The organism is Delftia sp. GW456-R20 (genome assembly GCF_001622915.1).
GTDB classification, from domain to species: domain Bacteria; phylum Pseudomonadota; class Gammaproteobacteria; order Burkholderiales; family Burkholderiaceae_C; genus Comamonas; species Comamonas acidovorans.
Genome location: NZ_LWCN01000004.1, coordinates 405,930 through 431,056, shown reverse-complemented (window position 1 = coordinate 431,056; position 25,127 = coordinate 405,930). Strand labels below are relative to the sequence as shown.

Genomic DNA, 25,127 nt, shown 5'->3' with positions numbered 1-25,127 from the left:
TCTGCGGATCTGCCGATCTGTCTATCAGGCTTGCCTCTTCTTCTCAAGACCTACTCGCCATGTGCCCCCCCACTTCTTCTTCCTGCCTGATGGCAGTGATCGCCGCCGCGGCTGCCTTGCTGAGCGCCTGCGCCGACACCCGCCCGCTCCGGGCCGCCGGCTCCGAGACGGTGACGCAGACCACCGGCGTCGGCAGCATCCGCGCCACCGTCACGCGTCAGGACGTCCAGTTCGACGACAGGTTCTATTTCCCCTACGAAGGCCAACACCCCGCAACCAAGGCCGATTTCCCCAAGGGCTTTCTGCCAGCCTACGGTTCAGGCCTGGCCTTGAAGGGCAGGCGTGCCGACGGCACGCTGGAGTTCTACGCCATCACCGATCGCGGCCCGAACGCGACCACCGGCCCGGTCACGCAGATCACCGACGGCTCCAATCCCGCGGGCTTTGCCAGTTCCACGGTGTTTCCCTCGCCCAACTTCACTCCGTCCATCGGCGTGATCGCCCTCGGAAAGGACGGAGCCAGGCTCGTCTCCACCCTGCCGCTCAGATTCAGCGCCACACAGAACGCCAACGGCCGCGTGCAGCCACGGGGCATCACAGGCAACACGGGCGAGCAAGTCCTGGACGACTCCTTCACCTATCCCGGCAAGGCCAAGGGCTACAGCGAATTCGGCCTGGACACAGAATCCGTGGTGGTGGATGCCGCACGCAATGTGCTGTGGGTGTCCGACGAATACGGACCCTTCATCGTGAAGATCGACCCGGCGACCGGCATCATCCAGAAGAAATACGGGCCCGGCACTGGCGCGGCCGATCTGCCGGCCATTCTCGCCAAGCGCCGCGCCAACCGTGGAATGGAGGGGCTGAGCATCGATGCGGCCAGCGGCAAGCTGCACGGTTTCCTGCAAAGCCCTCTGGACGACGGCAAGGCCGACTACACCACCGCTGCCGTTGCCGACGCCACAGGCAAGTCGGAGAACGTGCGCGACTACGCTCGCTTTGTGCGCTGGGTGGAGTTTGACCCGACCACCGAGAAAACCCGCCTGTTTGCCTTGCCCGTGGACAGCCGCTGGTACAACCAAGGCAAGACCGGCAATGCCAAGCTGGGTGATGTGGTCTCACTGGGCAAGGGGAAATTCATCGCCATCGAGCAAGGCACGGGCAAGGACAAGAAAGTCTTCAACGACCTGGTTCTGATCGAGTTTCCGGCCAACGCCACCGACATCACCGCGCTGGGCTCCGACCTGGAAAAGAGCAGCCTGACTGGCAAGCCGGTCAATGGCTCGGACTATTCCAAGATCGTGACGCTCAAGAAGACCCGGCTCTTCAACCTGAACGCCACCGGCTGGGTGGCCGAGAAGGCCGAAGGCCTGGCACTGGTCGATGACTACACGCTGGCGCTGACCAACGACACCGACTTCGGTGTTTCGCTGGCCGTGCTGGACGCCAGCGGCAAGGAAATCGAAGGCTCGGACGTCACCAAATGCATGGTGGACGCCGAAGGCAAGATCGTGAACGACGGCCAATGCGCCAAGGGCGCGGCGAGCCTGCGCTTTACCACCAATGACGTCAACGATCGCACGCAGCGACTGTGGACCTTTGGGTTCAGCAAGAAACTGAGCGAATACGGCGCTCCCTGAACGACTGCGACTGCGACTGCATGGCATAGGCAAGACAACGGGGCCACGGCGATCCAGGGCGGTTCGTCCAGCTCGGTAGTCGCCACGCCGAACCAGCTCGCCACGTGCAGCCCTGGCGCCCACAAACTGGTCCTTGGGGATAGGCTTGCCTTCCTGGTCCCAACTGCGCCAGCACCCCGGTCTTCCTCGGCCAAGGTCAGGCGATCTTCTTGCTGCAAGTGTGTGTATGGTGGACTCATTCGTGCACGTTGCCTGAGGTTCAGGTGTTGCGCTTCATATTTGACACTACCGTAAATCAACTATGTAAAGACAATGATGAAAATCTTCTTTATGTTGGTGGGGATCATGATTTATGGCACCACGTCTGCTGGTGAGAAAAATTCACCACCAATACAAGATTTACAAGAAATCAAGAGATCTGCAGATGAATTCTTGATTGAGGAAAACAGGCAGAAGAGAACGCAATTCACTGCTGTTCGAATCAATCCAAAAATAATAGTCGAACAGTGTGCTGTTCCACTTGAATCGGACTGGGCATCTTCAGACAGTGGGGTTTGGGGAAAAAGAGTTCAAGTTGTTTGCAAATCGACATTGCACGACAAAAAGGGTTGGCGTGTTCTGGTGTCAATTGCAGTGGCAATCACACCAAAAAATTAGAGTGAAATTCTACACATCAGTAATGCCTGACTGATGCGAGAACAGAGTGACGTTGAAGGTGGTTTATTCGTTCACTACGAGCTTGCTCGCACTCTGGCCCCGAACTGGATCTCCAAATGGTCGGGTTGACACTTATGCCGGTTCTGTACACCATGCAAACCAATACCGTCTGCTCGTTCACAAAGCACAGGCTCGTAGGCAGTCGCTCGGTGAGGACTGCGAACAATGTCTTCTGATCGTCGATCTGTGCATCGAATGGATACTAATTTGCATGCAAGCACTGCTTTAAATTTCCATGGTAAGCGCATAAATTTCATATCATCCCACTTTGTTCGAGAAAATCTCAAATTCAGGAATTTGACTCTATTGGCGCTTGTGTAATGATGTTGCCACTCGCTCAGTTATATAGCACGCCGATCACGGACACGGCGTGAACCACCGTTCGAAAGCCGTTATGTGGATTTTCGACAGCAAGGACATCCGCAACCCCCATCCCTCCAATGGTCTCAAATTGGCGCAAGTGCTGAAGTGGAGCGGGAAGCCGATTTCCAACTCGTTTGAAGATGCTTGATCCGTCGTCAAGATGCAACGCTACATATTCATCAATATGAGAATCGAAGCTTTCTAAGGGGATGGCGTTACCTCCGAGCGCAACTTGCCCAGGAAGAGCCAGAGGCACCGCACTCTCTTCCTTAATGCGATATGCTGATTGAATTTTCTGAATATGTGGCACGTAGGTAATCTGTACGGTCTCTTTCTTCGAGGGTGGCGTGGGCATTGGTACACTGAATAGTATGCCTACTATGGGATGCAGTGCGACCTGCTGTTCAGGCAGCAGCTCTGTGGGAGGGCTCTTTCGAGGATCTGGTGTTTCAGCAGCTAAAGCTATATGATCAGACGTCTTCGGGCGAAGAAGTCGGCGCGCAAATACCTCATTTCCGGTTCGTGCAATAACCAATTGTCGATCAGTCGCAGAAACGGCCTCTACATCGACAATGGCGACACTGCCTTGAGGGCCAGCAAATCCCAGGGTATTGGATCGCAGATAAAAAAAGGCTTTGGCTTGAAACCACTTGGAATCCAGTTCCTCCAGTTCCGTCTCTTGAGAATCTCCATACGAGGCGTCCCTCACAAATGCGCGAAGATTTGCCTGAATCGGAATCCGAAAATTTGGGACTTCTGCAGGTTTTAGTGCACTTGGGGGAGAGGGGGCAAGAGCCAACGGTTCACGTCGCCTAAAAGTACGAAACTCTTCATGCGCTCGTTCGATAGCCTTACGCAGTCGCTCCAAATCTTCTCGCACTGCAACCACATCGGCTGGAAGAATTAACGACTTGTCGCTGTGATGCGCCTTGTTAAGAAGCGCGAGGGTTGGTGAGCCAGGATTCAGTGCAACATCTCTAGCAAGTCTAATGATAGGTAAGCTTCGGAATAGTTCTGATGGTGGGTCATTGACTAGACCTTTAAGCCTCCCAAGATGGTCGGATAGCGTTGGCGCTAAGTTGAAAGCAGTGGCGGCGGGATACGCAGTATCGTCAAAAAAGTCCCCCATTCGACCCTCTAGAAAGATTCGGCATTCAGATAGATAGCTTTGTGCAAGCTGTGCATTATCTGGGTTCGCATCGAATTTATCCCTCGCCTCCTGTACATCAAGGACGCTCGGAGTCAGAAAGATTGTGCCGCGCCTTACAGTAGCAGGGTGAACGTACTGGTGACTGAGCTGTAAGGACTTTGCTTGTACTCTTCTTGCGACTGCTGCTGCGAATCGCTTGTCATGCGTGGTGAGTATAAGTTGTGCCTTCGCATTCACTATGTCGTGAACAGCATCAGCAAGCCTTTCACGATTATCGCCATCGAGTAACTCTTGAGGGTCATCAAGCAGGAGAAGGCAAAGTCCTCCACGCTCTCTAAGCATGTATTCCCAGTATGCAAGAAAGAATGCGAGCAGGCTCGCGCGGAGAGCTGATGCGTTAGATACGTGTTGAGCAGGAGCGGCTAGCCGATTGACGCCAACCATCAACTGCAAGTCACCATCTCCACTCATCTTAGATGAGACAAGCTCCATACTTGTCGATGGAAAGGCACTTCGATAGATACGAGTTCGCCATAGCGCTGCACTGGAATGCAATCGATTTTGCAGTTGCTCGATCTGGCGCCCTGAGAGTTCGCCAATCTCAATGCATTTATCCAAGGCCTTCGCGGCCACATCATACGCGGCCAGACGTTTTTCGAAATTACGTCGTTTCGCGATATCTGTCATCAAAAGCTTCTGTTTGTTCAGAGCGTTATTGACTGGCTCGATGGCTTCTACCATTGCCTGTAGTTTTTTAAGCCTTCCTAGTAATGAGCCTTGCTCAGTTTTTCCGCCATCGACAGGGGGTCGTCCCACAACTTCCGTCATGAAAGCGCTTATTTCCGATATCACGGTTTGGCGCCATGCTGAAAACTGAAGTGCCTGCTCTACCCGTTGTACAACACGGTTAAGTTCATCGAGTTCTTTTTGTTCTTTCCCAATTCGGGTGCTATCTTTTATTTGGAATTCTGGGAAATTGTCTATTGCTCTTTTGCATTCATTGTGAATATATTCCTGCAATGGCTTCAAGCTGCTGGAAAACGCTTTGTCGGTGAAAAGTTCAACGGCTATTGCTTTCTGAAGAAGCTCTGCCGGGTGGGGTGTACCATTTCCTTTGACCTCTGCTGTGATAGAGGGAGTCAAAAGAACCATTAGCTGTCCTATGGCATGCTTCGACCATTCGTGGATAGTTCTGCCCGCATAATCCCCTTCGCTTGCCGCACCACTTAAATGCTCTTTTACTTTCAAACCAGTTGCCGGGTCTACTACGTCGATCAGGTTTCCGCCACAAACAGCGCAACTGTCGTCGTCATTTTTGAGTGTTGGATGCTCCTTTATCCATGCCGCAACTCTTGCATAGAGCCGGACTCTTGCGGCTTTCCCAGGCTCTGCCGCTATCTCAGTTAAATGTTGGGCTTCTTCGCGTATTTTTGATAGATATTCGACTATGGCAGTTGCTTCTGCTACAGGCATTTTCGTCAGGCCTGCCAGCCTCTGCATAGATGGAAGCCCGGCAACCTTCCCGATTAAGGCAACCGCAGGAGCTATGCTTTCCATCAAGTCTGTACGCTGAGCCTCATCTTGAGCATCGAAGTGCTCGCCCAGTATCGATTTTGCGTGGCTAAGCCCATCACTCTTGAGTTGCGTTAGCCGTTTTGCAATATCTTCAAGATCTTTCTCAATATCGATTGACGATGACGGCGGCGGTATTTTAAGGTCGCCGATATCCAGTCTATGCTGAATTATTAATTGTTCAAGGTCCGTCTTGGCGCGTTGATAACTCTCATCCACCGAAGTAATCTCGGAATTCTTTTGTTTAGTAAATTCTGTTGTTATTTTCTTCTTTGAGCGATTGGCATGCGATGCCAGTTGAACGAGTGGTGCCATGCCAGTCAGCTCAGAAATCGCCTTTCCGAGTGCAGACGTCGATCCAATTTGTATATAAGGCAGCAGTCCCGGCATAGTTGTCCCAACACGGCTGGCTATAGGATCTAGTCCTAGCTCCCTTAGTCCAACGACTTCTTCCTTAAGAACCGCTCTCGGGCCTCTCGTGAGAACTCGACGAACTTGAAATATCTTCCCGTCTTGGTCCTCAAAGGTGAGTTCCACCCAAGTGTCTACTGGGATTGCGTTTGCAGTCAGAGGGCCGAGCGCGGGATCTGGCAAAGGGACGACTGGTGGGGCTGTGTGCTTGGCTGATGCGTCTACCTCAAAGGTAAAGTCCTTGTTTGCGGGCTCCGGTGCACGTTGAGGTCGCAGCACTTCGCCAGTTAGTGCCCAAATTACGGAGTTAAGCAGAGACGTCTTGCCGCTACCGTTAAATCCTTCAAAAAGTGAGACGCCAGGGGTAAACGCTAATGAAAGGTCATCTGGTTTATTTTTTTCAGTGCCTGCGTGGTGAAGTCCAGCGAATTGATGTGCCCGCAGATGCGTCAGCGTGAAACGGCGGAGTGCCTCCGGGGCTGCTGTTGGGTTGACCGACTGCGCAGTAGTTGGAGGCTGGCCAGCGGCATCGACAATAGCCTCAATATCAGGCGTATAGACGTTTCCGCCCCACTTTGTGCGATTTTGCAAATACCATGCCAGGATGCCACGTGCAGCCGGCTCCTCAAAGCTGAAAACCTCACCATCCTGGCCTAATTCTATTGCGAGGCCAGCCACTAGGTCTGTACACAGCGTATCGAGCGTATGCAGATGCAGCGGACGAGTAGAAATCTGAACCATATTTCTCTCCTCTCCTAGACTGTCGAGTTGCACTGTAGTTGGATTTGCTAATTATTTTATTTACTTATAACCGATTTGTGCTGAAGGGTGGTCACAAGGGCGACAAGAACGGTAGCATAACTCATTGATGACCTAAAAAATGTCGTGTAGCTAACGTTAGGTTTCACTATCTTGCAGCTAATTAGTCAACAGCTTTTCATTGATTGGAGCTGGCGGTCTCTGCGATTCGCCTATTCACCTCACTCACCACATCTCCCGGCGCAACCCCCAACACCTTGCACAGCTTGAAAACAGACCGCAAGCTCGGACATTTGCTACCAAGCTCCAACTGGCTGATGTAGTTGCGCGCCAGCCCGGCCTCGGCGGCAAGGGTCTCCTGGGACAGTGCACGCTCATTGCGTAGCTCACGCAACAGGCTTCCAAAGGCTTTATCAAGTTCTGTCATATTTGCTCACTAAAGTGAGCAAAGCTTCCCGGTTTGCGTGCAGACAGTCTTCCACCTATAGTTGGAGTTTTGTAAAGCGACGACGACACTCCCAGCAGGTGGGCGTCGCATTTGCCCAGTGATCTTGGGCGCTGAGCAACTCTCGACAGGAGCGCAGATGGAGCAGCAAGCCTTAGCCACCACACCCCCACCCAAACTCGAAGACCTCGCCATAGACGCCGTCCTGCACATGGGCGCTGCGCTGGATGTGCTGGACCTGCTCGCTCGCCACAAGGTCACGGCCATCAATTGCGTGTGCCGGGATCTGCTGCGCATCTATTACGTGAAGGCCGATGAGGCGCAGTCGCTGGAGCCTGAGGACAAGGAATTGGTGGGCCTGCTGCACGACACGGCGGTGAACCTGGGCTATGCCATTGAGGTGGTGGAGCATCTCAATGGCGATGAGGCCGACGACCCCATTCTTTATGCCGTGAGCTATCTGCTCAGGGCTGCGAAGCGGTTTGCGGATGAGGGGGTGTCGGTGGCGTTGGCCTGAGGAGTGCTGCAGGCGCGGATGGCCTGCGGACATGGCAGGAGCGAGGCAAAAAATGGGCAAAAAAAACGCGCCCCATGCTGAAGCGCGCTGTCGGGTTGGGGTCGAGACTCAGTCCTTCTTGGCCCGGATGACTTCGCCGCCCACGGCGTCGATCTTGACTTCCATGAGCGTGCCGTTGGCCTGCAGCACTTCGACCTGGTAACTGGTCTGGCCCCAGTGGGAGTCCAGTTCCGCGCTGACAGGCGTGCCCGGGGTGTGGCGGGTGGCGGCCTGGATGGCCTGCTCAATGGTGGACTTGGCCTTTTCCAGGCGCTGGCGGTCCTTGCGCTTGGCGGCGCCGTCGTTCTTGTGCTGGGCGGCCTGGCCGGTGATGGCGTTGACCCAGACTTCCACGCTGTCGCCGGCCGGGGTGATGACTTCGATTTCGTAGCGCGGGCCCATGCCGTCGCCGTCGTCCAGCTGGGCTTCGATGGCCTTGCCGGGCACGGCCTGGGTTGCGCGGGTGATGGCCTGCTCCAGCGGGATCTTGGCCTGGCTGGTGATGGTCTGCCATTCGGCCACCGACTTGGCTGCGGCGGGCAGGGCGGCGGTGGCGCAGGTCAGGGCCAGGGCGATGGAGAGGGCGGCAGTGCGTGCGAACGGGGCAGGTTTCATGGGTGTGGCTCCTTCCGGGAATGGGGTTGGACAAGACAACGGTCGGGGCCATTGTCTCCACCGTCCCGGAGAGCGGTTGTCGGAGAGTGCGCCCTTTGCCCCCTCCGGGGTGCTGCGGTTTGATCCAGCACAACCTCTGCGTTCAGAGGCCCAGCACCTTGGCCACGTAGTCGGCGTCCTTGTCGCCACGGCCCGAGAGGTTGATGAGGATGTGCTGGTCCTTGGGCAGGCCGGGCGCCACGCGCATGGCCCAGGCCACGGCGTGGGCGCTTTCCAGCGCGGGGATGATGCCTTCCACGCGCGACAGCTGCATGAAGGCGTCCAGGCATTCCTTGTCGGTGACGGATTCGTACTGCACGCGGCCCAGGTCCTTGAGGTAGCTGTGCTGCGGGCCCACGCCCGGATAGTCCAGGCCCGAGGCAATGCTGTGCACGGCAGCCGGCGTGCCGTCTGCGTTTTCCAGCACGTAGCACTTCATGCCGTGGATTTCACCGGGCTTGCCCATGCTGAGGGTGGCTGCGTGGCGGCCGGGCTTGTCCGTGCCTTCGCCCGAGGGCTCCACGCCGACGAGCTTGACCGAGGCATCGCCCAGGAAGGCCGTGAAGATGCCCATGGCGTTGGAGCCGCCGCCCACGCAGGCGGCCACGTGGTCGGGCAGCTTGCCGTGCCTGGCCTGGAATTGCTCGCGCGCCTCGCGGCCGATGATGCTCTGGAAGTCGCGCACCATCATCGGGAACGGGTGGGGGCCGACCACGGAGCCGATGGCGTAGATGTAGTCCGTGGGGTTGGTGAGGTACTCCTCGAATGCGCTGTCCACGGCCTCCTTGAGCGTGGCCGCGCCGCGCGTGACGGGCACGAGCTTGCAGCCCAGGATGCGCATCTTGGTGACGTTGGGGTGTTCCTTCTCGATGTCCACCTGGCCCATGTGGATCTCGCAGGGAATGCCCACCAGCGCGCAGGCCGTGGCCAGGGCCACGCCGTGCTGGCCGGCGCCGGTTTCTGCGATGACCTTTTTCTTGCCCATGAACTTGGCCAGCAGGGCCTCGCCCAGGCAGTGGTTGATCTTGTGGGCGCCGGTGTGGTTGAGGTCTTCGCGCTTGAGGTGGATCTGTGCGCCGCCGAGCTGCTCCGACAGGCGCCGCGCGTGGAAGATGGGGCTGGGGCGGCCCACGTAGTCGGCGAAGAGCTGGGCCAGTTCCTGCTGGAAGTCTTGGCGTTTGGTGATTTCGGAGTAGGCGGTGTTGATGTCGTCCATGGCCTGCTTGAGGTGGGGCGGGACCAACTGGCCGCCGTAGGGGCCGAAGTAGCCTTCCTCGGTGGGCATGGGGGCGAAGGTGGGGGGTGTAGTGGTCATGTTTGCTTGTGTTCGTTGTGATGGATGACGCTCTGACGATTCAGGGTAGCCGTGGCAGCTTACGCAGGGCTGTTGGGGTAGCCGAGAGAGAAAACCCCGGTTGGATTGACCGGGGTTTCTGGTTTTTGACCCTGCCGGGCGGTTGTTTTTCGAGGCCGGGTTTCGGCCCGGCGGCCGACCGACTTTCTTGCCGCGCGGCAAGAAAGTAGGCAAAGAAACGCGCCCGAATGCCCGCGACCCCTTCGCTGCGCTGCGGGGCAACCTGCGTCGGGCCGCCTGCGGGGTTCGCCGCAGAACTCACTGCGCGCTGCGCGCTCCGTTCAGACAACTGCGGCGAGTCAGTTGACGAAGCAGTCCTGTCCTGCGGCAGGACTGCAACCCCGCAGGCGGCCCGACGCAGGCGCGGGCATACGGGATTCAGGGGTTCGGGCGCGGGGGCATTGCCCGCTGGCCTGAGCCTGGCGGTCAGCCGTTCTTTTGCAGGGAGCGGATGACGCTGGAGAAGTCCAGGGCGTCGTTGCCGGCGATGGAGTGCATGGCGTACATGGCGCGGGCCATGCCGCCCAGCGGCGTGGAGGCCTTGACGGCCATGGCGTTTTCCTGGGCCAGGCCCAGGTCCTTGAGCATGAGGTCGGTGCCGAAGCCGCCTGCGTAGTTCTTGGAGGCGGGGGCATTTTCGTGGACGCCGGGGAAGGGGTTGTATTTTTCGAGGGCCCAGTTGCCGCCCGAGCTGCGGCGCATGATTTCGCTGAGGACCTTGGGGTCCAGGCCGTTGGCCACGCCCAGGGCGATGGCTTCGCTGGTGCCGATCATGAGGATGCCCAGCAGCATGTTGTTGCAGATCTTGGCGGTCTGGCCCGCGCCCACGGCGCCGGCGTGGAAGATGTTGGCGCCCATTTTTTCGAGCAGGGGGCGGGCGCGTTCGAGGTCGGCGTCGCTGCCGCCGACCATGAAGGTGAGGGTGCCTGCAATGGCGCCGCCCGTGCCGCCGGAGACGGGGGCGTCGATGAAGGCAATGCCTGCGGCCTGTGCGGCCTTGGCGACCTTTTGGCTGGTGGCGGCGGCGATGGTGGAGCTGTCGATGATGAGCGCGCCCTTGGCAATGCGCTGCAGCAGGCCGGCCGCGCCGTCACGGCCGAGGAAGAGGCCTTCCACGTGCTGGCTGGCGGGGAGCATGGAGACCACGGCTTCGGCGCCCTGCACGGCGTCTTCGGCGGTGGCGGCAATGGCCAGGCCTTCGGCCGCGACCTTGGCGCAGGCGTCCTTGGAGAGGTCGAAGGCCTTGACCGTGTGGCCTGCCTTGTGCAGGTTGATGGCCATGGGGCCGCCCATGTTGCCGAGTCCGATGAATGCGATCTGCATGTGCTTGTCTCCTGTGTTGTGAAGCTTGTGGTGTGTCTCAGTGGCCGGTGTCGCTAGTGTTCGTGTCGCCATTGGCAATGTCGGCGCCGCGTTCCTTGAGCAGGGAGCGCAGGATGCCGCGGTGGCAGCGCGCCTCCTGCTCGCAGTAGCAGCCGATGGCGAAGGCGCTGTGCTGCGAGAGGGCGGCCAGCAGGTCCAGGGTGCGGCTGGCGGCGGGTTCGGCCATTTCCTTGCGGAATTTGCGCACGAATTGCTGCCAGAGCTTGTCGGCCTCGGTCTGCTGGCCGTGGTCCTGCAGCCGGTGCGATTCGAGCGCGGTGTGCATGGTGTCGGGCTGGGGCGAGAGTTCGGGGTACCAGACGTCGTAGTAGTCGCGGCTGGCGAATTCGGCCTTGGGCACGCCGCGCGGCGGGCGGCGCACGGTGCCTATGCGCAGGCCTTCATCGGCGTGGCGGGGGCTGCCTAGCTGGACGATGCGGATGGGCATGGGGCTCTCCTGCAAAGGGGGCTTATTCGTCGCCGAAGATGGGGTGCTTGCGTGTGCGGCGCCCGGCCGGGGCGGGCGGCGCTGGCGGGGTCTTTGCGTCGGCGGGCGCGGGTTCGCTGGCCTGGGGCTTGCGCTTTTTCGGGGGCGTGGCCTTGGCGTGGGGGTTGAAGGCCAGGGCCTGGGCAATCCAGTGCTGCCACTGCTGGCGCGTGGCGTAGGCGGCGGGGCCGATGAAGAAGTAGCCGTCCATCTGGCCCTTGGACGAGAGCGGGCGCAGGCCCGGCGTCTCGGCCACGGCGGCGTGCTGCGAGGGCGGCAGGCGCACCAGCAGTTCGTCGTCTTCCACGCCCAGGCACAGCTTGCCGTTGACCATGAAGACATGGCAGCCGAACATGCGCTTTTCCTGCACGTCGTCGCAGCCGGCCAGGGCTTCGCGCACGGCGTCTATGAGATGCAGCGTGGTGTCGGAGAGCGGGCGGGCGGGCATGGCGTGGGCTGGATGTGGATGAGTCAGCGGATCATGTCCGGTGCATCGCCTTCCAGCATGCGCCGCGCGATGATGACGCGCATGATTTCGTTCGTGCCTTCGAGGATCTGGTGCACGCGGGCATCGCGCATGAGGCGCTCCAGCGGGTATTCGCGGATGTAGCCGTAGCCGCCGTGCAGTTGCAGGGCCTCGTTGCAGACCATGAAGCCGGCATCGGTGGCAAAGCGCTTGGCCATGGCGCAGTAGGTGGAGGCGTCGCGCGCACCGGCATCGAGCTTGGAGGCGGCCAGGCGCACCATCTGGCGCGCGGCCACGAGTTCGGTGGCCATGTCGGCCAGCTTGAACTGCAGCGCCTGGAAGCTGGCAATGGGCTTGCCGAACTGCTTGCGCTCGTGCATGTACTGCTGGGCCTGGGTGAGCGCGCCCTGGGCGGCGCCCACGGAGCAGGTGGCGATGTTGATGCGCCCGCCGTCCAGGCCCTTCATGGCGATCTTGAAGCCTTCGCCCTCGCGGCCCAGCAGGTTCTGAGCGGGAATGCGCACGTTGTCGAAGCTGATGACGCGCGTGGGCTGGCTGTTCCAGCCCATCTTCTCTTCCTTCTTGCCGTAGCTGATGCCGGGCAGGTCGGCAGGCACGGCAAAGGCGGAGATGCCGCTGGCGCCCGAGCCGGCGTCGCCCGTTCTGGCCATCAGCACCAGCATGTCGGTGCTGCCCGCGCCGCTGATGAAGGCCTTGGCGCCGTTGATGATGTATTCATGCCCCGCCAGCTCGGCCCGGGTCTTGAGCGAGCCGGCGTCCGAGCCCGCGCCGGGCTCGGTCAGGCAGTAGCTGGCCAGCTTGCGGCCGCTGGTCAGGGCCTCGCCCCATTCGGCGCGCACGGCGTCGGTGGCCCAGGTGCCCAGCATCCAGGTGGCCATGTTGTGGATGGTGATGAAGGCGGTGGTGGAGGGGTCGACGGCGGCCAGTTCCTCGAAGACCATGGTGGCGTCCAGGCGCGGCAGCTGCAGGCCGCCCGCGTTCTCGGGCGCGTACAGGCCGCAAAAGCCCAGTTCGCCCGCCTTGGCGATGGCCTCGCGCGGGAAGATGGATTCACGGTCCCAGTGCGCGGCATGGGGCGCGAGTTCGGCCTGGGCAAAGGCGCGGGCCGATTCGGCAAAGGCGCGCTGGTCGTCGTTGAGTTCGAAGTCCATGGCTGGCTTGTCTCCTGCGTTGGGCTCTGGGGCCCTTGTTGTTCTGGGGGTGGCTTTCGGGGCCTGTGGGCGCCTGTCGATGCCTGTCGGTGCGTGCGGCGGTCAGTGCTGCAGCCAGCGCTCCAGCGCCTGCATGCGCTCCTGTGTCGCGGCCGTGAGGCATTCGTGGTACAGGCGCGGGCCTTCGGGCTGGGTTTCGCTGTCGCGCGTGGCGGCCTTGCAGCGTGCCGTGCGGCCCTTGATCCAGCCGTTCTGGTCGTGGCGCAGGCCCGTGCGCTTGCCCTGGGGCAGTTGCTGCATGACGTCCAGGTAGCGGATGTTGAGCGCGGTGTCGGCCTCCTGGAAGGCCTGGACCGCGCAGGCATTGCGGCTGGCGGCGGCGGTGGAGGCCGGGTCGCAGGCTGCACCGGCCTGCGCGTGAAGGGTCAGGGGCAGGGCGGCCAGGGCGGTGAGCAAGGCGGCACCCAGGCCCCGGGAGAGGGAGGCGGTCATTGGAAAACGCATGCCGCCATCATCCCAGAGCCGGGGCCTGCCCCGGATCAATCCAGGCCCGCCCACCCGTGCATCAGCGCAGGCTGATGGTGGTGTTCACGCCCTGGCTGGTGGTGCTGTCGTCGAACCAGCGCGCCGTGACGGTCTTGGTCTGCGTGTAGAACAGCACGACCTGCTTGCCGTAGGGGCCCAGGTCACCCAGCTTGGAGGCGCGGCTGCCCGTGAAGGAGAACAGCGGAACCGGCACGGGAATCGGCACGTTGATGCCGACCTGGCCCACGTCGATGTCTTCCTGGAACTTGCGCGCCGCGGCGCCCGACTGCGTGAAGATGGCCGTGCCGTTGCCGTTGGGGTTGGCGTTGATGAACTCGATGGCCTCGTCCAGGCTGTCGGCAGCCGCCAGGCAGAGCACGGGGCCGAAGATTTCCTGGTCATACACGCTCATGCCGGGCTTGACGCCGCTGAACACGGTGGGGCCGACGAAGTTGCCCTTGTCGTAGCCGGCCACCTGGGGCTTGCGGCCGTCCAGTTCCAGCTTGGCGCCGTCGGCCAGGCCGCGTTCGATCAGGCTTTCCACACGCGACAGCGCCGCGCAGGACACCAGCGGGCCCACGTCGGTGCCGGGCTCGGTGCCGCCGCTGACCTTCAGGGTCTTGGACTTTTCCACCAGCTCGGGAATCCACTTCTGTGCATCGCCCACCAGCACGGCCACCGACAGCGCCATGCAGCGCTGGCCTGCCGCGCCGAAGGCTGCGCCCAGCAGGGCATTGAGCGTTTGCTCCTTGTTGGCGTCGGGCATGACGATGGCGTGGTTCTTGGCGCCCATCATGCATTGCACGCGCTTGCCGGCCAGGCTGGCGCGGTTGTAGACATGGGTACCGACCTTGGTGGAGCCCACGAAGCTGATGGCCTTGATGTCGGGGTGGTCGCAGATGGCGTTGACCACATCCTCGCCGCCGTGCACCACGTTCAGCACGCCGGGCGGAATGCCGGCTTCCAGCGCCAGTTCGCACAGGCGCATGGTGACCATGGGGTCTTGCTCGGAGGGCTTGAGCACGAAGGTGTTGCCCGTGGCAATGGCCATGGGGAACATCCACAGCGGAATCATGGCCGGGAAGTTGAAGGGGGTGATGCCTGCGCACACGCCCAGGGGCTGCAGCACGGAATAGGTGTCCACGCCGTTGGCCACGTTGTTGGCCAGCTCGCCCAGCTGCAGCGAGCCGATGTTGGCCGCATGCTCCACCACTTCCAGGCCGCGGAAGACATCGCCTTCCGCGTCAGGCAGGGTCTTGCCCTGTTCGGCGGTCAGCAGGGCGGCCAGCTCCTTCATGTTCTCGCGGATCAGCTGCTGCAGCTTCAGGAAGATGCGGGCGCGCTGGCCGATGGGGGTCTTGCGCCAGGTCTTGAAGGCTTCCTTGGCGTTGGCGACGGCGGCGTTGACCTCGTCGGGCGTGGCAAAGGGCACGCGGGCCAGCACTTCCTGCGTGGCCGGGTTGACCACATCGCGCCATTGGGTGCTTTGGGATTCGACCAGCTTGCCGTTGATCAGCAGCTTGACCGTGGGCGCCAAAACCTTGGCGGACGTGGATGCATTCATGGCTTGTCTCCTGTTGCGGTGGTGTCAGCCCGCCATGCGTGCGCCGGGCGTTCATCGCATGGTAGCTGTGCGGTTTTTCGCAAGCAATGGAGATATGTGCAGTATTCATGTGCGTTTTTGCACAGGCTGGCGCAAAAAAGAGCATGGCCTGCGGCAGGCGCAGGCCATGCTGGTTCAGGCGGTCAGCGGCTCAGTCCGTGCCGGTGGCCGGCAGGCGGGCGTCGTCGGCAGGAGCCGGGGTCTGAACGGCGCGGGCGCCGGGCTTGCGCAGCGGCTCCAGCTTCACGCGGGCATTGGCGCCCAGGCCGGATTCCAGCTTGGCCAGCAGGCGCAGCAGCTCCTGCAGCTCGCCGTCTTCCAGCGGGGACACCAGGCGGTGGTAGGCCTGGTCCACCAGCGGCACGCTGGCGGCCAGGAGGGCGCGGCCCTTGTCGGTCAGCGTCAGTTCGTGCTGGCGGCGGTCACGCGTGCTCAGGGCGCGGTGCACGTATTCGCGCTCTTCCAGCCCGCGCACCAGGCGCAGCGTGGTCACCTTGTCAAAGCCCATGGCGCGGGCCAGGGAGCTTTGGTCGGAGCCGGGGGATGCGTCGATCAGCACCAGGGCGCCGTACTGTGGCGGCGTCAGTCCCAGGGGTCGGCATTGCTCTTCAAAAATGCCGACCGAAATCTGGTGGGCGCGCCGCAGCAAAAAGCCAGGGCGCTGATATAGCGGCAGTGGTGCAGGCGTCATCGTGTCCATATGCGTCTAGTATTCTTGCAGAAGTGTCCAGTATTCATTCGATTTCCACCAATTGTGCCCATTTTGGTGCATGATTACCATGCGTTTGCATGCTAACTACAAAAGAGGTCTACATGCGAAATTTTGTTGGCAGACGGCAATTTTTGAAGACAAGCGGATTGGGAGTATTGGGTTTACCCGTAGCAGGTGCCATCGCCAGTACCGAGAGTGTGCCTCTGAAATTGATTGTGCCTTTCACTCCGGGGACTGGAATCGACACGATAGCGCGAACCATCGGACCTTTGCTGGCCAAGCGCCAGGGCCGGCCCGTGGTGGTGGAGAACAAGCCGGGCGCCTCTGGAAATATCGGCACCGAGGCCGTTGTGCGCTCGCCCGCCAATGGCCAGACGCTTTTGGTGACAGTGAATACCCTGGTGATGAATGCATCGCTGTATCCCAAATTGCCATTCAATCCGCTGACAGACCTCGAACCCGTGACGCTGACCAGTTGGGGGCAGTTGATTTTGGTGACGCCCACGGCCTCGGCCTATCAGACGGCGGCCGATCTGGTGAAGGCCGCCAAGGCCTCGCCGGGCCGCATCAATTACGCCTCGCCGGGAGTGGGCACTCCGCACCATATGGCGATGGAGCTTTTCAAGAGCACGGCCGGGGTGTCTATCACGCACATCCCGTATCGCGGAACAGGGCCGGCGCTGACCGACCTGCTGGGCGGTCAGGTGGAATGCATGTTCCTGCCCATTCACGTGGCCCTGGTGCACGTGAAGGCCGGCAAGCTGCGCGCGCTGGGCATTGGCAGCCACCAGCGCCACCCGCTGCTGCCCGATGTGCCCACGCTCAAGGAGGCCAAGGCGGGCGATGTGAACGTGGATATGTGGTACGGCGTGTTTGCGCCGGCCGGCATGCCGGCGGACCAGGTCGATGCCCTCAATCGCGAGATCCGCGCGATTTTGGCGTCGGATGAAGTCCGGCATGCCTTCGCGCCCCAGGGCATGGATCCGGCCGGCAGCACGCCGGCCGAGTTCAAGGCCCTGGTGCAAAAGGACGCCCGGCGCTGGGCCGATCTGGTCAAGGCGCGGGGGATTACCGCCGAGTAGGCGGGGCGGGCGCCAACAGCGCCCCTGGAGAAAGCATGGAGAGTCAGCGGATGAAAGTAGCGATCGTGGGGGGCGGCATCGGAGGCCTGTGCCTGGCATTGGCCCTGCATCAAAGAGGCATTGCCTGTGAAGTCTTCGAGGCCGTGCCCGAGGTCCGCGAGATCGGCGCGGGCATTACCCTGCTGCCGCATGCCATGCGCGAACTCAGCGACCTGGGCCTGCAGCCGCAGCTGGAGGCCCTGGCGATCGAGAACCTGGAGAGCGTGTTCTTCAACCGCTACGGCCAGTTCGTCTACCGCGAGCCGCGCGGCCGCCATGCGGGCTACGAGCTGCCGGAACTGGGCATACACCGGGGCCGCCTGCACCGCGTTCTCTTCGAGGCCGCCGTGCAGCGCCTGGGCCCCGGTGCCGTGCACACGGGCCACCGCTGCGTTCGTGTGGACCAGTCGGCCCATGGCGCCACCGTGCATTTCGCGCCGGATGCCCAGGGCCATGTGCCGCCGTCCGCCACGGCCGACATCGTCGTGGCCTGCGATGGCGTCAACTCCGCCGTGCGGCGCCAGTTCTATCCGCAGGAGGAGCTGGCCTTCGGCGGCATCAACACCTGGCGCGGCGTCTCGCGCTTCAAGCCCATCCTCACGGGCAAGAGCTATCTGCGCATCGGCTCGGTCGATACCGGCAAGATGGTGATCTATCCCATCGAGGACAACGTCGACGGCCAGGGCATGCAGCGCATCAACTGGGTGGCCGAGATCCGCGACCCGCAGATGCGCATGAATGACTGGAATCGCGCCGGGCGCATGGAGGATGTGCTGGAGATTTTTGGCGGCTGGACCTTCGACTGGCTGGATGTGCCGGCCCTGATCCGCTCGGCCGAGACCATCTTCGAGTACCCCATGGTGGACAAGGACCCCGTGGACCAGTGGAGCTTCGGCCGCGTGACCCTGCTGGGCGATGCCGCCCACCCCATGTATCCGCGCGGCTCCAACGGCTCGGCCCAGGCCATGCGCGATGCGCGCGTGCTGGCCGACCTGCTGGCTGCCGACCCGCAAGGCGACCCGCTGGCGCTGCTGGCCGCCTATGAGGCCAGCCGCCTGCCCGCCACCAGCCAGGTGGTGCTGACCAACCGCTCCACGCCGCCCGACTTCATCATCATGAAGGCCGACGAGCTCAGCGGCGGCCAGCCCTTCGGCCATATCGACGAGCTGATCAGCCAGGACGAGCTGCGCGCCATTGCCCGACATTACGAGCAGGTGGCGGGGTTTGCGAATCCGCAGTCACAGGGTTGAAGTGGTTGGGCAATGAGCTGGCTTGGCAGGTACTCAGTATTGCATCCCGACTCTTTTTGGGTCCCTGCCGGGCGGTTGTTTTTCGAGGCCGGGTTTCGGCCCGGCGGCCGACCTCCTTTCTTGTCGCGCGACAAGAAAGGAGGCAAAGAAACGCGCCCAAATGCCCGCGTCCCCTTCGCTTCGCTACGGGGCAGGCACGGGCATATGGGGAGGAGGGGCCGGGGTGCGGGGGCGACAGGGCGCTACGCCCCGTTGCTTTGTCTATTCGGTGCTCTCAATCCAGGCTGATGTTCGCCTTCTGGATCAGCAGCTTGTACTGATCGGCCTTGGTCCTGGCGAATTTCTCCATTTCCGGCACCTCCCAGGTGATGGGCTGGAAGGCGAAGGTGGCGAATTTCTCGCGCACCTGCGGGTCCTGCAGCACGGCGACCACGTCGGCATGGATCTTGTCTCGCAGGGCGGCGTCCACGCCCTTGGGCGCCAGCAGGGAGACGAAGGAGTTCACGATGAGGTCGGCGGGGCCGCCCGATTCGGCCACGGTGGGCACGTCGGGCATCTGGGCGATGCGCTGGGGCGCGGCCACGGCCAGGTAGCGGATCTTGCCGGATTTGTAGATGCCCTGGCTGGAGGGAATGCTGGCAAAGCTCCAGGCCGGGTCGCCATTGGCCACCGAGGTGTAGAGCTGGCTGACCTCGCGGTAGGGAACGTGGGTCATCTTGCTGCCGGTCAGGAAGTCCAGCCATTCGCCGCCCAGGTGGCCGGGGCTGCCCACGCCCCAGGAGCCGTAGCTGACCTTGCCGGGCTCGGATTTGGCCGCCTTGATCAGGTCGCCCATGCTTTTCCAGGGCGAGTTCGTGGGCACGGCCACGAAGAAGGGCGTGAGGAACAGCGGCGCCACCGGGTCGAAATGCTGCAGCGGATGGAAGTTGCGCTGCTTGTAGAGGTAGGGCAGGGCGGAGATGTGTTCGCTGTCGAGCTGCAGCAGGGTGTAGCCGTCGGGCTTGGCGCGGCGTGCGGCTTCGATGGCGACAAAGCCGCCGCCGCCTGGGCGGTTGTCCACGGTCACGCCCTGCTTCCAGCGCGCGGAAAGCTTTTCTCCCACGATGCGCAGTACGGCGTCAGGGCCGCTGCCAACGGCAAAGGCCGTGATCACGGTGACGGGGCGCGTGGGAAAGCTGGCGGTGCTGCTGGAGCCTGCCTGCGCCCAGGCGCAATGCAGCGGGGCGATGGAGGCCAGCAGCAGGGCTGCGCCTGCAAGGGCCTTGCGGCGGGAGGGGGCGGCGTCGAGGCGGTTGGATGGGGATGCTTTCACAGTCTGTCTCCTGTTGGATCTGCTTTTTTCACTGCTTGCAATGCCCCGGTCCTTCTGGCGAGGACTCGGGGCGGGGCTGCCGGCAAAGGCGCGGCGGGGTTCAGGCGAAGTTCAGCCGGCGTCAGGCTGGGCCAGGGGCGCGGCCTGCGCAAAGGCGGGCAGGGCCGCGCAGGCCCTGTCCACAGCGCTGATCAGCGGCCAGCGGTCCAGGTCCACGCCAAAGCGGCGTGCGCTTTCGATCTGGGGCACCAGGTAGACATCGGCCAGCGTGGGTGCGTGGCCAAAGCAGAAGTCGCCGCGCCGCGTGTCCTGCGCCAGCAGGGCTTCGATGGCGTCGAAGCCGTCGGCAATCCAGGTGGCACACCAGGCGTTGATGGCGGCCTCGTCCGCACCGAACTGGCGGCGCAGGGTCTGCAGGATGCGGCGGTTGTTGATGGGATGCACGTCGCAGCCCACGATGGCGGCCAGCGCGCGCACCTGGGCGCGGTCCTCGGGGTCGGCGGGCAGCAGCGGCGGCTCGGGGTGGCGCTCCTCCAGCCATTCGATGATGGCCGGCGACTGGATCAGCGTGCGGCCATCGTCCAGCGTCAGCGCCGGCACCAGGCCCTGCGGGTTGACCTGCTTGAACGGCGCCTGGGCCTGCTCGTCCACGCGCAGGTCCACGGGAAAGTAGTCAGGGCGCAGGCCCTTGAGGTGGAGCGCGATGCGCAGGCGGTGCGAGGTGCCGCTGCGGAAAAAGCTGTAGAGCTTCATGGTGGTGGTCTCCCCGGTCTTATTCGGGCTGGCCCACGGTGAGCGCGATCTCGCCCACGCCCTGCACATGGCCCGTGATGCGGTCGCCCGGCAGCACGGCGCCCACGCCTTCGGGCGTGCCCGTGTAGATGAGGTCGCCGGGCTGCAGGTGATAGAACAGCGAGAGGTCGGCAATGATTTCGCGGATGTTCCAGATCAGCTTGTCCACGTCGGACTGCTGCTTTGTCTCGCCATTGACGGCCAGTGCAATGGCGCCGGATTCGATCACCTGGCCCGGCATGGGCACGATCTCGCTGGCCACCGAGGACTGCTCCACATCCTTGCCCAGGTCCCAGGGCCGGCCCTTGTCGCGCGCCACCAGCTGAAGGTCGCGGCGCGTCATGTCCAGGCCGCAGGCGTAGCCGTAGATGTGTTCATGCGCCTGGTCCGCCGCAATGCGAAAGCCCGCCTTGCCGATGGCCACCACCAGTTCCATCTCGAAGTGGTAGTTGTTCGTCTCGGGCGGGTAGGCCACGGTGGCACCCGATTCGGTCAGGGTGGAGGGGGCCTTGGTGAAATAGAAGGGGCGCTCCACGCTCTTGTCCACCGGGCGGCCCATCTCGACGGCATGGGCGTGGTAATTGCGGCCCACGAAGAACAGGCGGTTCACGGGCAGGCGCTGCGTGCTGCCGCGCACGGGCAGGGATTGGATGGGGGGCGGGGTCCAGAGGTATTGGGGGGCGGTCATGGTATTGGCGATGGGGGAGTAAAGAGACATCGGAGGATTCAAGGCCGGACTTCGTAGAGGCCCAGCTTTCGGTGCAAAGGAGCCTCGTCGGCCAGGAAGAGGAAGGCGGGCTCGCTGGCGCTGGCATTGGTCAGCGTGGCGGGCGCCCAGCCGGGCACGCAGCAGGTGTCGGCCGGGGCCAGGTCGAAATGGCGGTCCACGGCGGCCACGCTGGCGCCGCCCTCGATGACATGGAACACGCAGGCCGGCGAGCGCGCGGGCAACTGCAGCGTCTGGCCCGGGCGCAGCATCAGCGCGTAAAAGCCCAGGATGTTTTCGCAGTCGGCCCCGGTTTCGGGGTTGGTGTAGGCCAGCTGCACGCAGTCCAGGTCCAGCCGGTCGGCGGCCAGCTCCAGCAGGGCGGCACGCGCATCCTTCCACGGGTAGCGCAGCATGGGGTAGGCCTTGGCGCTGCGGGCGAACACCTGCGTGGGTGCCAGGCCGCCGCGCGCATACGCCCGGTCGCCACGGCCGGGCAGGGCGGGCTGGCGCGGGCCGTCCACGTGGTAGGTGACTTCCAGGTAGTAGGCCAGGGGCAGGTCCAGCACATCGAGCCAGACCACGGCCTCGTCGCCGTCGTGGCCATGCTCATGCCACAGACCCGTGGGCGTGAGGATGAGGTCGCCGCGCTCCATGGGGCATTTCTCGCCATCGACCAGGCTCCATGCGCCCTGGCCCTCCACCACCATGCGCACGGCATTGGGCGTGTGGCGGTGCGAGGGCGCCCACTCGCCGGGCAGCAGCAGCTGCATGCCCAGGTAGATGGAGGAGCTGGCCTGCATCTTCTCCAGCCCATGGCCGGGGTTGGCCAGCACCAGCACGCGGCGCTCGGCCTTTTCGATGGGCGTCAGTTCGCCGGCCTGCATCAGCAGCGGTCGGATGGACTGGTAGGGCCAGGCAATCGGCTGTGTGCGCGGGCGCGGCGTGTGCGGCGGCATCACGTTGCGCAGGCTGGGCCACAGCGGCACCAGGTTGTTGCGCGTGAGTTCGTCGCGATAGTCCTGGGGCAGGTCTTCCAGGCGGCCAAGTTCTTGCATGGCGGTCTCCTTGTGTTCAGTCTTCGGCGAGGCAGGTTTCGGCCTTCCAGCCGTACAGCCACTCCATGGCGTCGTAGAAACGCTGGGGCGTGCGGCCCTTCCAGAGGTCGTTGCGCACCAGGCGCTCCACGCCGCTGGCGTGGAAGATGCGGCCCATCTCGCGCGCGGACAGCACCACGCGCGCCGTGCGGGCGATGCGCGAGCGCTCGTACAGCCGCAGCGCCTGCGGCCAGTCGTTGCCGCAGCGCTTGAGCGCCTGGCCCAGCGTCACCGCGTCTTCCAGCGCCATGCAGGCGCCCTGGGCGATGTACTGCAGGGTAGGGTGGGCCGCATCGCCCAGCAGCGTGGCGCGGCCGAAGCTCCACTGGCCAATGGGGTCGCGGTCGGCCGTGGCCCAGCGCTTCCAGCTTTTGGGCAGGTCTATGAGCTGGCGGGCGCGCGGGCAGCAGTCGCTGTAGTAGCTTTGCACCTCTTGGCGGCTGCCTTCGCGCACGCCCCATTCCTCCTGCTCGCGGCTGTGGAAGGTGACGACCACGTTGTACTGCTCGCCGCCGCGCAGCGGGTAGTGCACCAGGTGGTAGTTGGGGCCGACCCAGATGCTGGCCGCATTCCAGCGCAGGTCCTCGGGGAAGTCGTTCTTCTCCACCACGGCGCGGTACACCACGTGGCCGGAGACACGCGCCGCATCGCCCACGTACTGCTGGCGCACCACGGACTTCACGCCATCGGCGCCGATCAGCGCCTGGCCCACATGGACCTGGCCGTGCTGGTCGCGCACGGTGACGGTGTCGCCCTCCTGCTGCACGGCTTCGATGCGCGTGCCCGTCAGCGTCTCGATTTGGCCGTGGGTGCGCGCGCCTTCGAGCAGCGAGGTGTGGATGTCGGCGCGGTGGATCACCGCATACGGGTTGCCAAAGCGGGCGCGAAACGCCTCGCCCGTGGGAATGCGGCCGACCAGTCTTTCATCGAGCGCGTCGTGCATCACCATCTCGTCGGTATAGACCGCACGGCCCCGGGCCAGCTCGCCAATGCCCAGCGCGTCGAAGGCCGCGAATGCGTTGGGCCCCAGCTGTATGCCGGCGCCGATCTCGCCCAGCTGCGGTGCCTGCTCCAGCACCTTGACGGCGAATCCCTGGCGCGCCAGGGCCAGCGCGGCCGCCACGCCGCCAATGCCGCCGCCCGCCACAAGAACGGGCAGCGCCCGGGAAGAAATGCTGGTGCTCATGGATGTCCTGTGCTTCGTGGTGCGTGTCGCCAGCCTGCGGGTCAGCTGCGTCGCGAATAATTAAACAGTATGCTGACGATGAGTGTAGTGTTGATTTGCATCAGGCCAGCCTGGGGTTTCCCTGGATGCAGATAAAACGGTGGCGTACAGCGTGTCCGGGCGAATCACCTGTCCGCCAGCCAAGGCCAACGGAGGGCGCGGTTCATGCGAACATCTGCGCTTGCCCGCAGGGACCCGGAAAAGAGCGCAATGGCCATGGACTACCAACCCGCAGAACTAGAAAACTACCCCGGCTACCACATCCGCCGCCTGCAGCAGATCGCGGTGGCCGTCTTCATGGAGGAGACCCAGGAATTCGGCGTGACCCCCGTGCAGTACGCGGCGCTGTCTGCCGTGCTGCGCCAGCCCGGCGTGGACCAGCGCACGCTGGCGCGGATGATCGGCTTCGATACCTCGACCATCGGCAGCGTCATCGACCGGCTGGAGGCGCGCGGCCTCATGGTGCGCAACACCAGCCCGGCCGATCGGCGCGTGCGCCTGCTGTCGGTCACCGCAGAAGGCGCTGCGCTGCTGGCCGCTGCCGAGCCCTCGGTGCTGCGGGCCCAGCAGCGCATGCTGGAGCCGCTGCCGCAGGAGCAGCGGGGCCTGTTCATGGACATGATGGCCGTCCTGGTGCGGCAAAACGACGAGCTGGCGCGTGCGCCCAGCACGCTGGCCGCGCGCCGCGCCGCAGCCGACTGAGGCGGCCTTGACCCATGGACTGGGACCACCTGAGATTCTTTGGCGAGCTGGCGCGCAGCGGCAGCATGGCCGCCGCTGCGCGGCAACTGGGCGTGGAGCACACCACGGTGTCGCGCCGCATCCAGGCCCTGGAAAAGCAGCTGGGGGCCGTGCTCTTCGAGCGCGAGGCGGGCCAATGGCGGCCCACGGAGGCCGGCCGACAGCTGCTGGGCGTGGCAGACGCCATGCAGCGCGCCGCCGCCGGGCTGGAGCGCATGCCGCTGGCGGCCGAATCCGCCAGCCAGGGCCCGTCCGGCCTGGTGCGCGTGGGCGCCACCGAGGGCTTCGGCACCCAGCTGCTGGCTCCGCAGCTGGCCGCGCTGACGCAGCGCCATCCGCTGCTGAGCATCGACCTGCTGGCCCTGCCGCGCCTGCTGCACCTGTCGCGGCGCGAGGCCGACATCGTCATCTCGCTGGAGCGCCCCACGCGCGGCTCGGCCGTGGTCACCAAGCTCACCGACTACCGGCTCTTCCTCTACGGCCAGCGCGAATACCTTGCGCGCCGCCCGCTGGTGGCGCGCACCGAGGACCTGCGCCACCACAGCTTCATCCACTACGTGGACGACCTGCTGTTCACGCGCGAGCTGCAACTGCTGTCCACCCTGTTCCAGCCCGAGCGCTTTGCCTTTCGCAGCACCAGCATCACCGCCCAGTACGAGGCCGTGCGCGCCGGCGCCGGCCTGGCCGTGCTGCCCGCCTTCATTGCCGACCGCGACCCCGTGCTCAGCCGCGTGCTGCCCGCCGAGGCCTGCTTCACCCGCACCTTCTGGATGAGCATGCCCTCGGATGCCCGGCAGGTTCAGCGCATCGAGGCGGTCTGGGGGTTTTTGCGGGAGGCTGTGCAGGGGATGCGGGAACTGCTCAGTCCCCGGAGTTGATGCAAGAGGGCCTAACTGCAGGCGGGGTAAGCATCAGCTAATAACGGGAGTCGTTAT

At 63.2% G+C, this 25,127-nt stretch carries 23 protein-coding genes; 7 read left to right on the top strand and 16 right to left on the bottom strand.

The window, feature by feature from the left end:
* Nucleotides 1–59 precede the first annotated feature (59 nt).
* Both A4F85_RS07535 and A4F85_RS30470 read left to right on the top strand, forming a co-directional pair.
* A complete protein-coding gene (locus A4F85_RS07535; protein ID WP_063326202.1) occupies nt 60–1,640 on the top strand; it encodes an esterase-like activity of phytase family protein in 1,581 nt (526 codons plus the stop codon).
* A 315-nt stretch (nt 1,641–1,955) separates the two neighbouring features.
* Nucleotides 1,956–2,297 carry a hypothetical protein gene (locus A4F85_RS30470; protein ID WP_156516987.1) on the top strand — a complete coding sequence of 114 codons (342 nt, stop codon included), beginning with the start codon at nt 1,956–1,958 and terminating at the stop codon, nt 2,295–2,297.
* Nucleotides 2,298–2,694: 397 nt separating this feature from the next.
* On the opposite strand, the gene A4F85_RS29450 is transcribed toward A4F85_RS30470, so the two are convergent.
* Entirely contained in the window at nt 2,695–6,594 is a 3,900-nt protein-coding gene (locus tag A4F85_RS29450) for an AAA family ATPase (protein ID WP_082848261.1), read from the bottom strand.
* 196 nt (nt 6,595–6,790) lie between these two features.
* On the bottom strand, nt 6,791–7,039 hold the full coding sequence (locus A4F85_RS07530) for a helix-turn-helix domain-containing protein (protein ID WP_063326201.1): 249 nt from the start codon (nt 7,037–7,039) through the stop codon (nt 6,791–6,793).
* 157 nt (nt 7,040–7,196) lie between these two features.
* On the opposite strand from A4F85_RS07530, the gene A4F85_RS07525 reads away from it, so the two are divergent.
* The gene (locus tag A4F85_RS07525; protein ID WP_063326200.1) at nt 7,197–7,574 is read left to right on the top strand and encodes a hypothetical protein; all 378 of its coding nucleotides are present in this window, start codon (nt 7,197–7,199) and stop codon (nt 7,572–7,574) included.
* A 108-nt stretch (nt 7,575–7,682) separates the two neighbouring features.
* Here A4F85_RS07525 and A4F85_RS07520 read toward each other — a convergent pair whose 3' ends face one another.
* From A4F85_RS07520 to A4F85_RS07480, 9 genes are all read right to left on the bottom strand, one after another.
* A complete protein-coding gene (locus A4F85_RS07520; protein WP_016445999.1) occupies nt 7,683–8,228 on the bottom strand; it encodes a PepSY domain-containing protein in 546 nt (181 codons plus the stop codon).
* 142 nt (nt 8,229–8,370) lie between these two features.
* Nucleotides 8,371–9,582, bottom strand: coding sequence for a tryptophan synthase subunit beta (gene trpB, locus A4F85_RS07515; RefSeq protein ID WP_063326199.1), 1,212 nt, complete (start codon nt 9,580–9,582; stop codon nt 8,371–8,373).
* A 465-nt stretch (nt 9,583–10,047) separates the two neighbouring features.
* Complete coding sequence (gene mmsB / locus A4F85_RS07510) at nt 10,048–10,944, bottom strand: 3-hydroxyisobutyrate dehydrogenase (protein ID WP_063326198.1); 897 nt, start codon at nt 10,942–10,944, stop codon at nt 10,048–10,050.
* Between the two features lie 37 nt (nt 10,945–10,981).
* Nucleotides 10,982–11,431 (bottom strand): DUF488 domain-containing protein, encoded by a 450-nt coding sequence (locus tag A4F85_RS07505; RefSeq protein WP_063326197.1) that lies wholly within the window; start codon nt 11,429–11,431, stop codon nt 10,982–10,984.
* Between the two features lie 22 nt (nt 11,432–11,453).
* Nucleotides 11,454–11,918: a TfoX/Sxy family protein gene (locus A4F85_RS07500; protein ID WP_012205520.1), complete on the bottom strand. Its 465-nt coding sequence runs from the start codon at nt 11,916–11,918 to the stop codon at nt 11,454–11,456.
* Between the two features lie 23 nt (nt 11,919–11,941).
* The gene (locus A4F85_RS07495) at nt 11,942–13,108 is read right to left on the bottom strand and encodes an acyl-CoA dehydrogenase family protein (protein ID WP_016446004.1); all 1,167 of its coding nucleotides are present in this window, start codon (nt 13,106–13,108) and stop codon (nt 11,942–11,944) included.
* Between the two features lie 102 nt (nt 13,109–13,210).
* Nucleotides 13,211–13,612: a lysozyme inhibitor LprI family protein gene (locus A4F85_RS07490; RefSeq protein ID WP_052151730.1), complete on the bottom strand. Its 402-nt coding sequence runs from the start codon at nt 13,610–13,612 to the stop codon at nt 13,211–13,213.
* 61 nt (nt 13,613–13,673) lie between these two features.
* On the bottom strand, nt 13,674–15,197 hold the full coding sequence (locus A4F85_RS07485; protein ID WP_012205523.1) for a CoA-acylating methylmalonate-semialdehyde dehydrogenase: 1,524 nt from the start codon (nt 15,195–15,197) through the stop codon (nt 13,674–13,676).
* Nucleotides 15,198–15,387: 190 nt separating this feature from the next.
* Complete coding sequence (locus A4F85_RS07480; protein WP_231890488.1) at nt 15,388–15,927, bottom strand: MarR family winged helix-turn-helix transcriptional regulator; 540 nt, start codon at nt 15,925–15,927, stop codon at nt 15,388–15,390.
* 122 nt (nt 15,928–16,049) lie between these two features.
* Between A4F85_RS07480 and A4F85_RS07475 the strand changes: the two genes are divergently transcribed.
* Nucleotides 16,050–17,030: a tripartite tricarboxylate transporter substrate binding protein gene (locus A4F85_RS07475; protein ID WP_063326195.1), complete on the top strand. Its 981-nt coding sequence runs from the start codon at nt 16,050–16,052 to the stop codon at nt 17,028–17,030.
* A 50-nt stretch (nt 17,031–17,080) separates the two neighbouring features.
* Nucleotides 17,081–18,319, top strand: a complete 1,239-nt coding sequence (locus A4F85_RS07470) for a flavin-dependent oxidoreductase (RefSeq protein ID WP_043791955.1) — start codon at nt 17,081–17,083, stop codon at nt 18,317–18,319.
* Nucleotides 18,320–18,593: 274 nt separating this feature from the next.
* On the opposite strand, the gene A4F85_RS07465 is transcribed toward A4F85_RS07470, so the two are convergent.
* The 5 genes from A4F85_RS07465 to A4F85_RS07445 form a co-directional block, all read right to left on the bottom strand.
* A complete protein-coding gene (locus A4F85_RS07465) occupies nt 18,594–19,631 on the bottom strand; it encodes a Bug family tripartite tricarboxylate transporter substrate binding protein (RefSeq protein WP_063326194.1) in 1,038 nt (345 codons plus the stop codon).
* A gap of 111 nt (nt 19,632–19,742) precedes the next feature.
* Nucleotides 19,743–20,384: a maleylacetoacetate isomerase gene (gene maiA / locus A4F85_RS07460; RefSeq protein WP_063326193.1), complete on the bottom strand. Its 642-nt coding sequence runs from the start codon at nt 20,382–20,384 to the stop codon at nt 19,743–19,745.
* A gap of 19 nt (nt 20,385–20,403) precedes the next feature.
* The gene (locus A4F85_RS07455; protein WP_063326192.1) at nt 20,404–21,111 is read right to left on the bottom strand and encodes a fumarylacetoacetate hydrolase family protein; all 708 of its coding nucleotides are present in this window, start codon (nt 21,109–21,111) and stop codon (nt 20,404–20,406) included.
* Between the two features lie 38 nt (nt 21,112–21,149).
* A complete protein-coding gene (locus A4F85_RS07450) occupies nt 21,150–22,187 on the bottom strand; it encodes a cupin domain-containing protein (RefSeq protein WP_063326191.1) in 1,038 nt (345 codons plus the stop codon).
* A gap of 16 nt (nt 22,188–22,203) precedes the next feature.
* Nucleotides 22,204–23,412, bottom strand: coding sequence for a 3-hydroxybenzoate 6-monooxygenase (locus tag A4F85_RS07445; RefSeq protein ID WP_063326190.1), 1,209 nt, complete (start codon nt 23,410–23,412; stop codon nt 22,204–22,206).
* A gap of 204 nt (nt 23,413–23,616) precedes the next feature.
* Between A4F85_RS07445 and A4F85_RS07440 the strand changes: the two genes are divergently transcribed.
* Together A4F85_RS07440 and A4F85_RS07435 are read left to right on the top strand one after the other, a co-directional pair.
* Complete coding sequence (locus A4F85_RS07440) at nt 23,617–24,153, top strand: MarR family winged helix-turn-helix transcriptional regulator (RefSeq protein WP_012205532.1); 537 nt, start codon at nt 23,617–23,619, stop codon at nt 24,151–24,153.
* Nucleotides 24,154–24,167: 14 nt separating this feature from the next.
* A complete protein-coding gene (locus tag A4F85_RS07435; protein ID WP_063326189.1) occupies nt 24,168–25,070 on the top strand; it encodes a LysR family transcriptional regulator in 903 nt (300 codons plus the stop codon).
* Nucleotides 25,071–25,127: the final 57 nt, after the last annotated feature.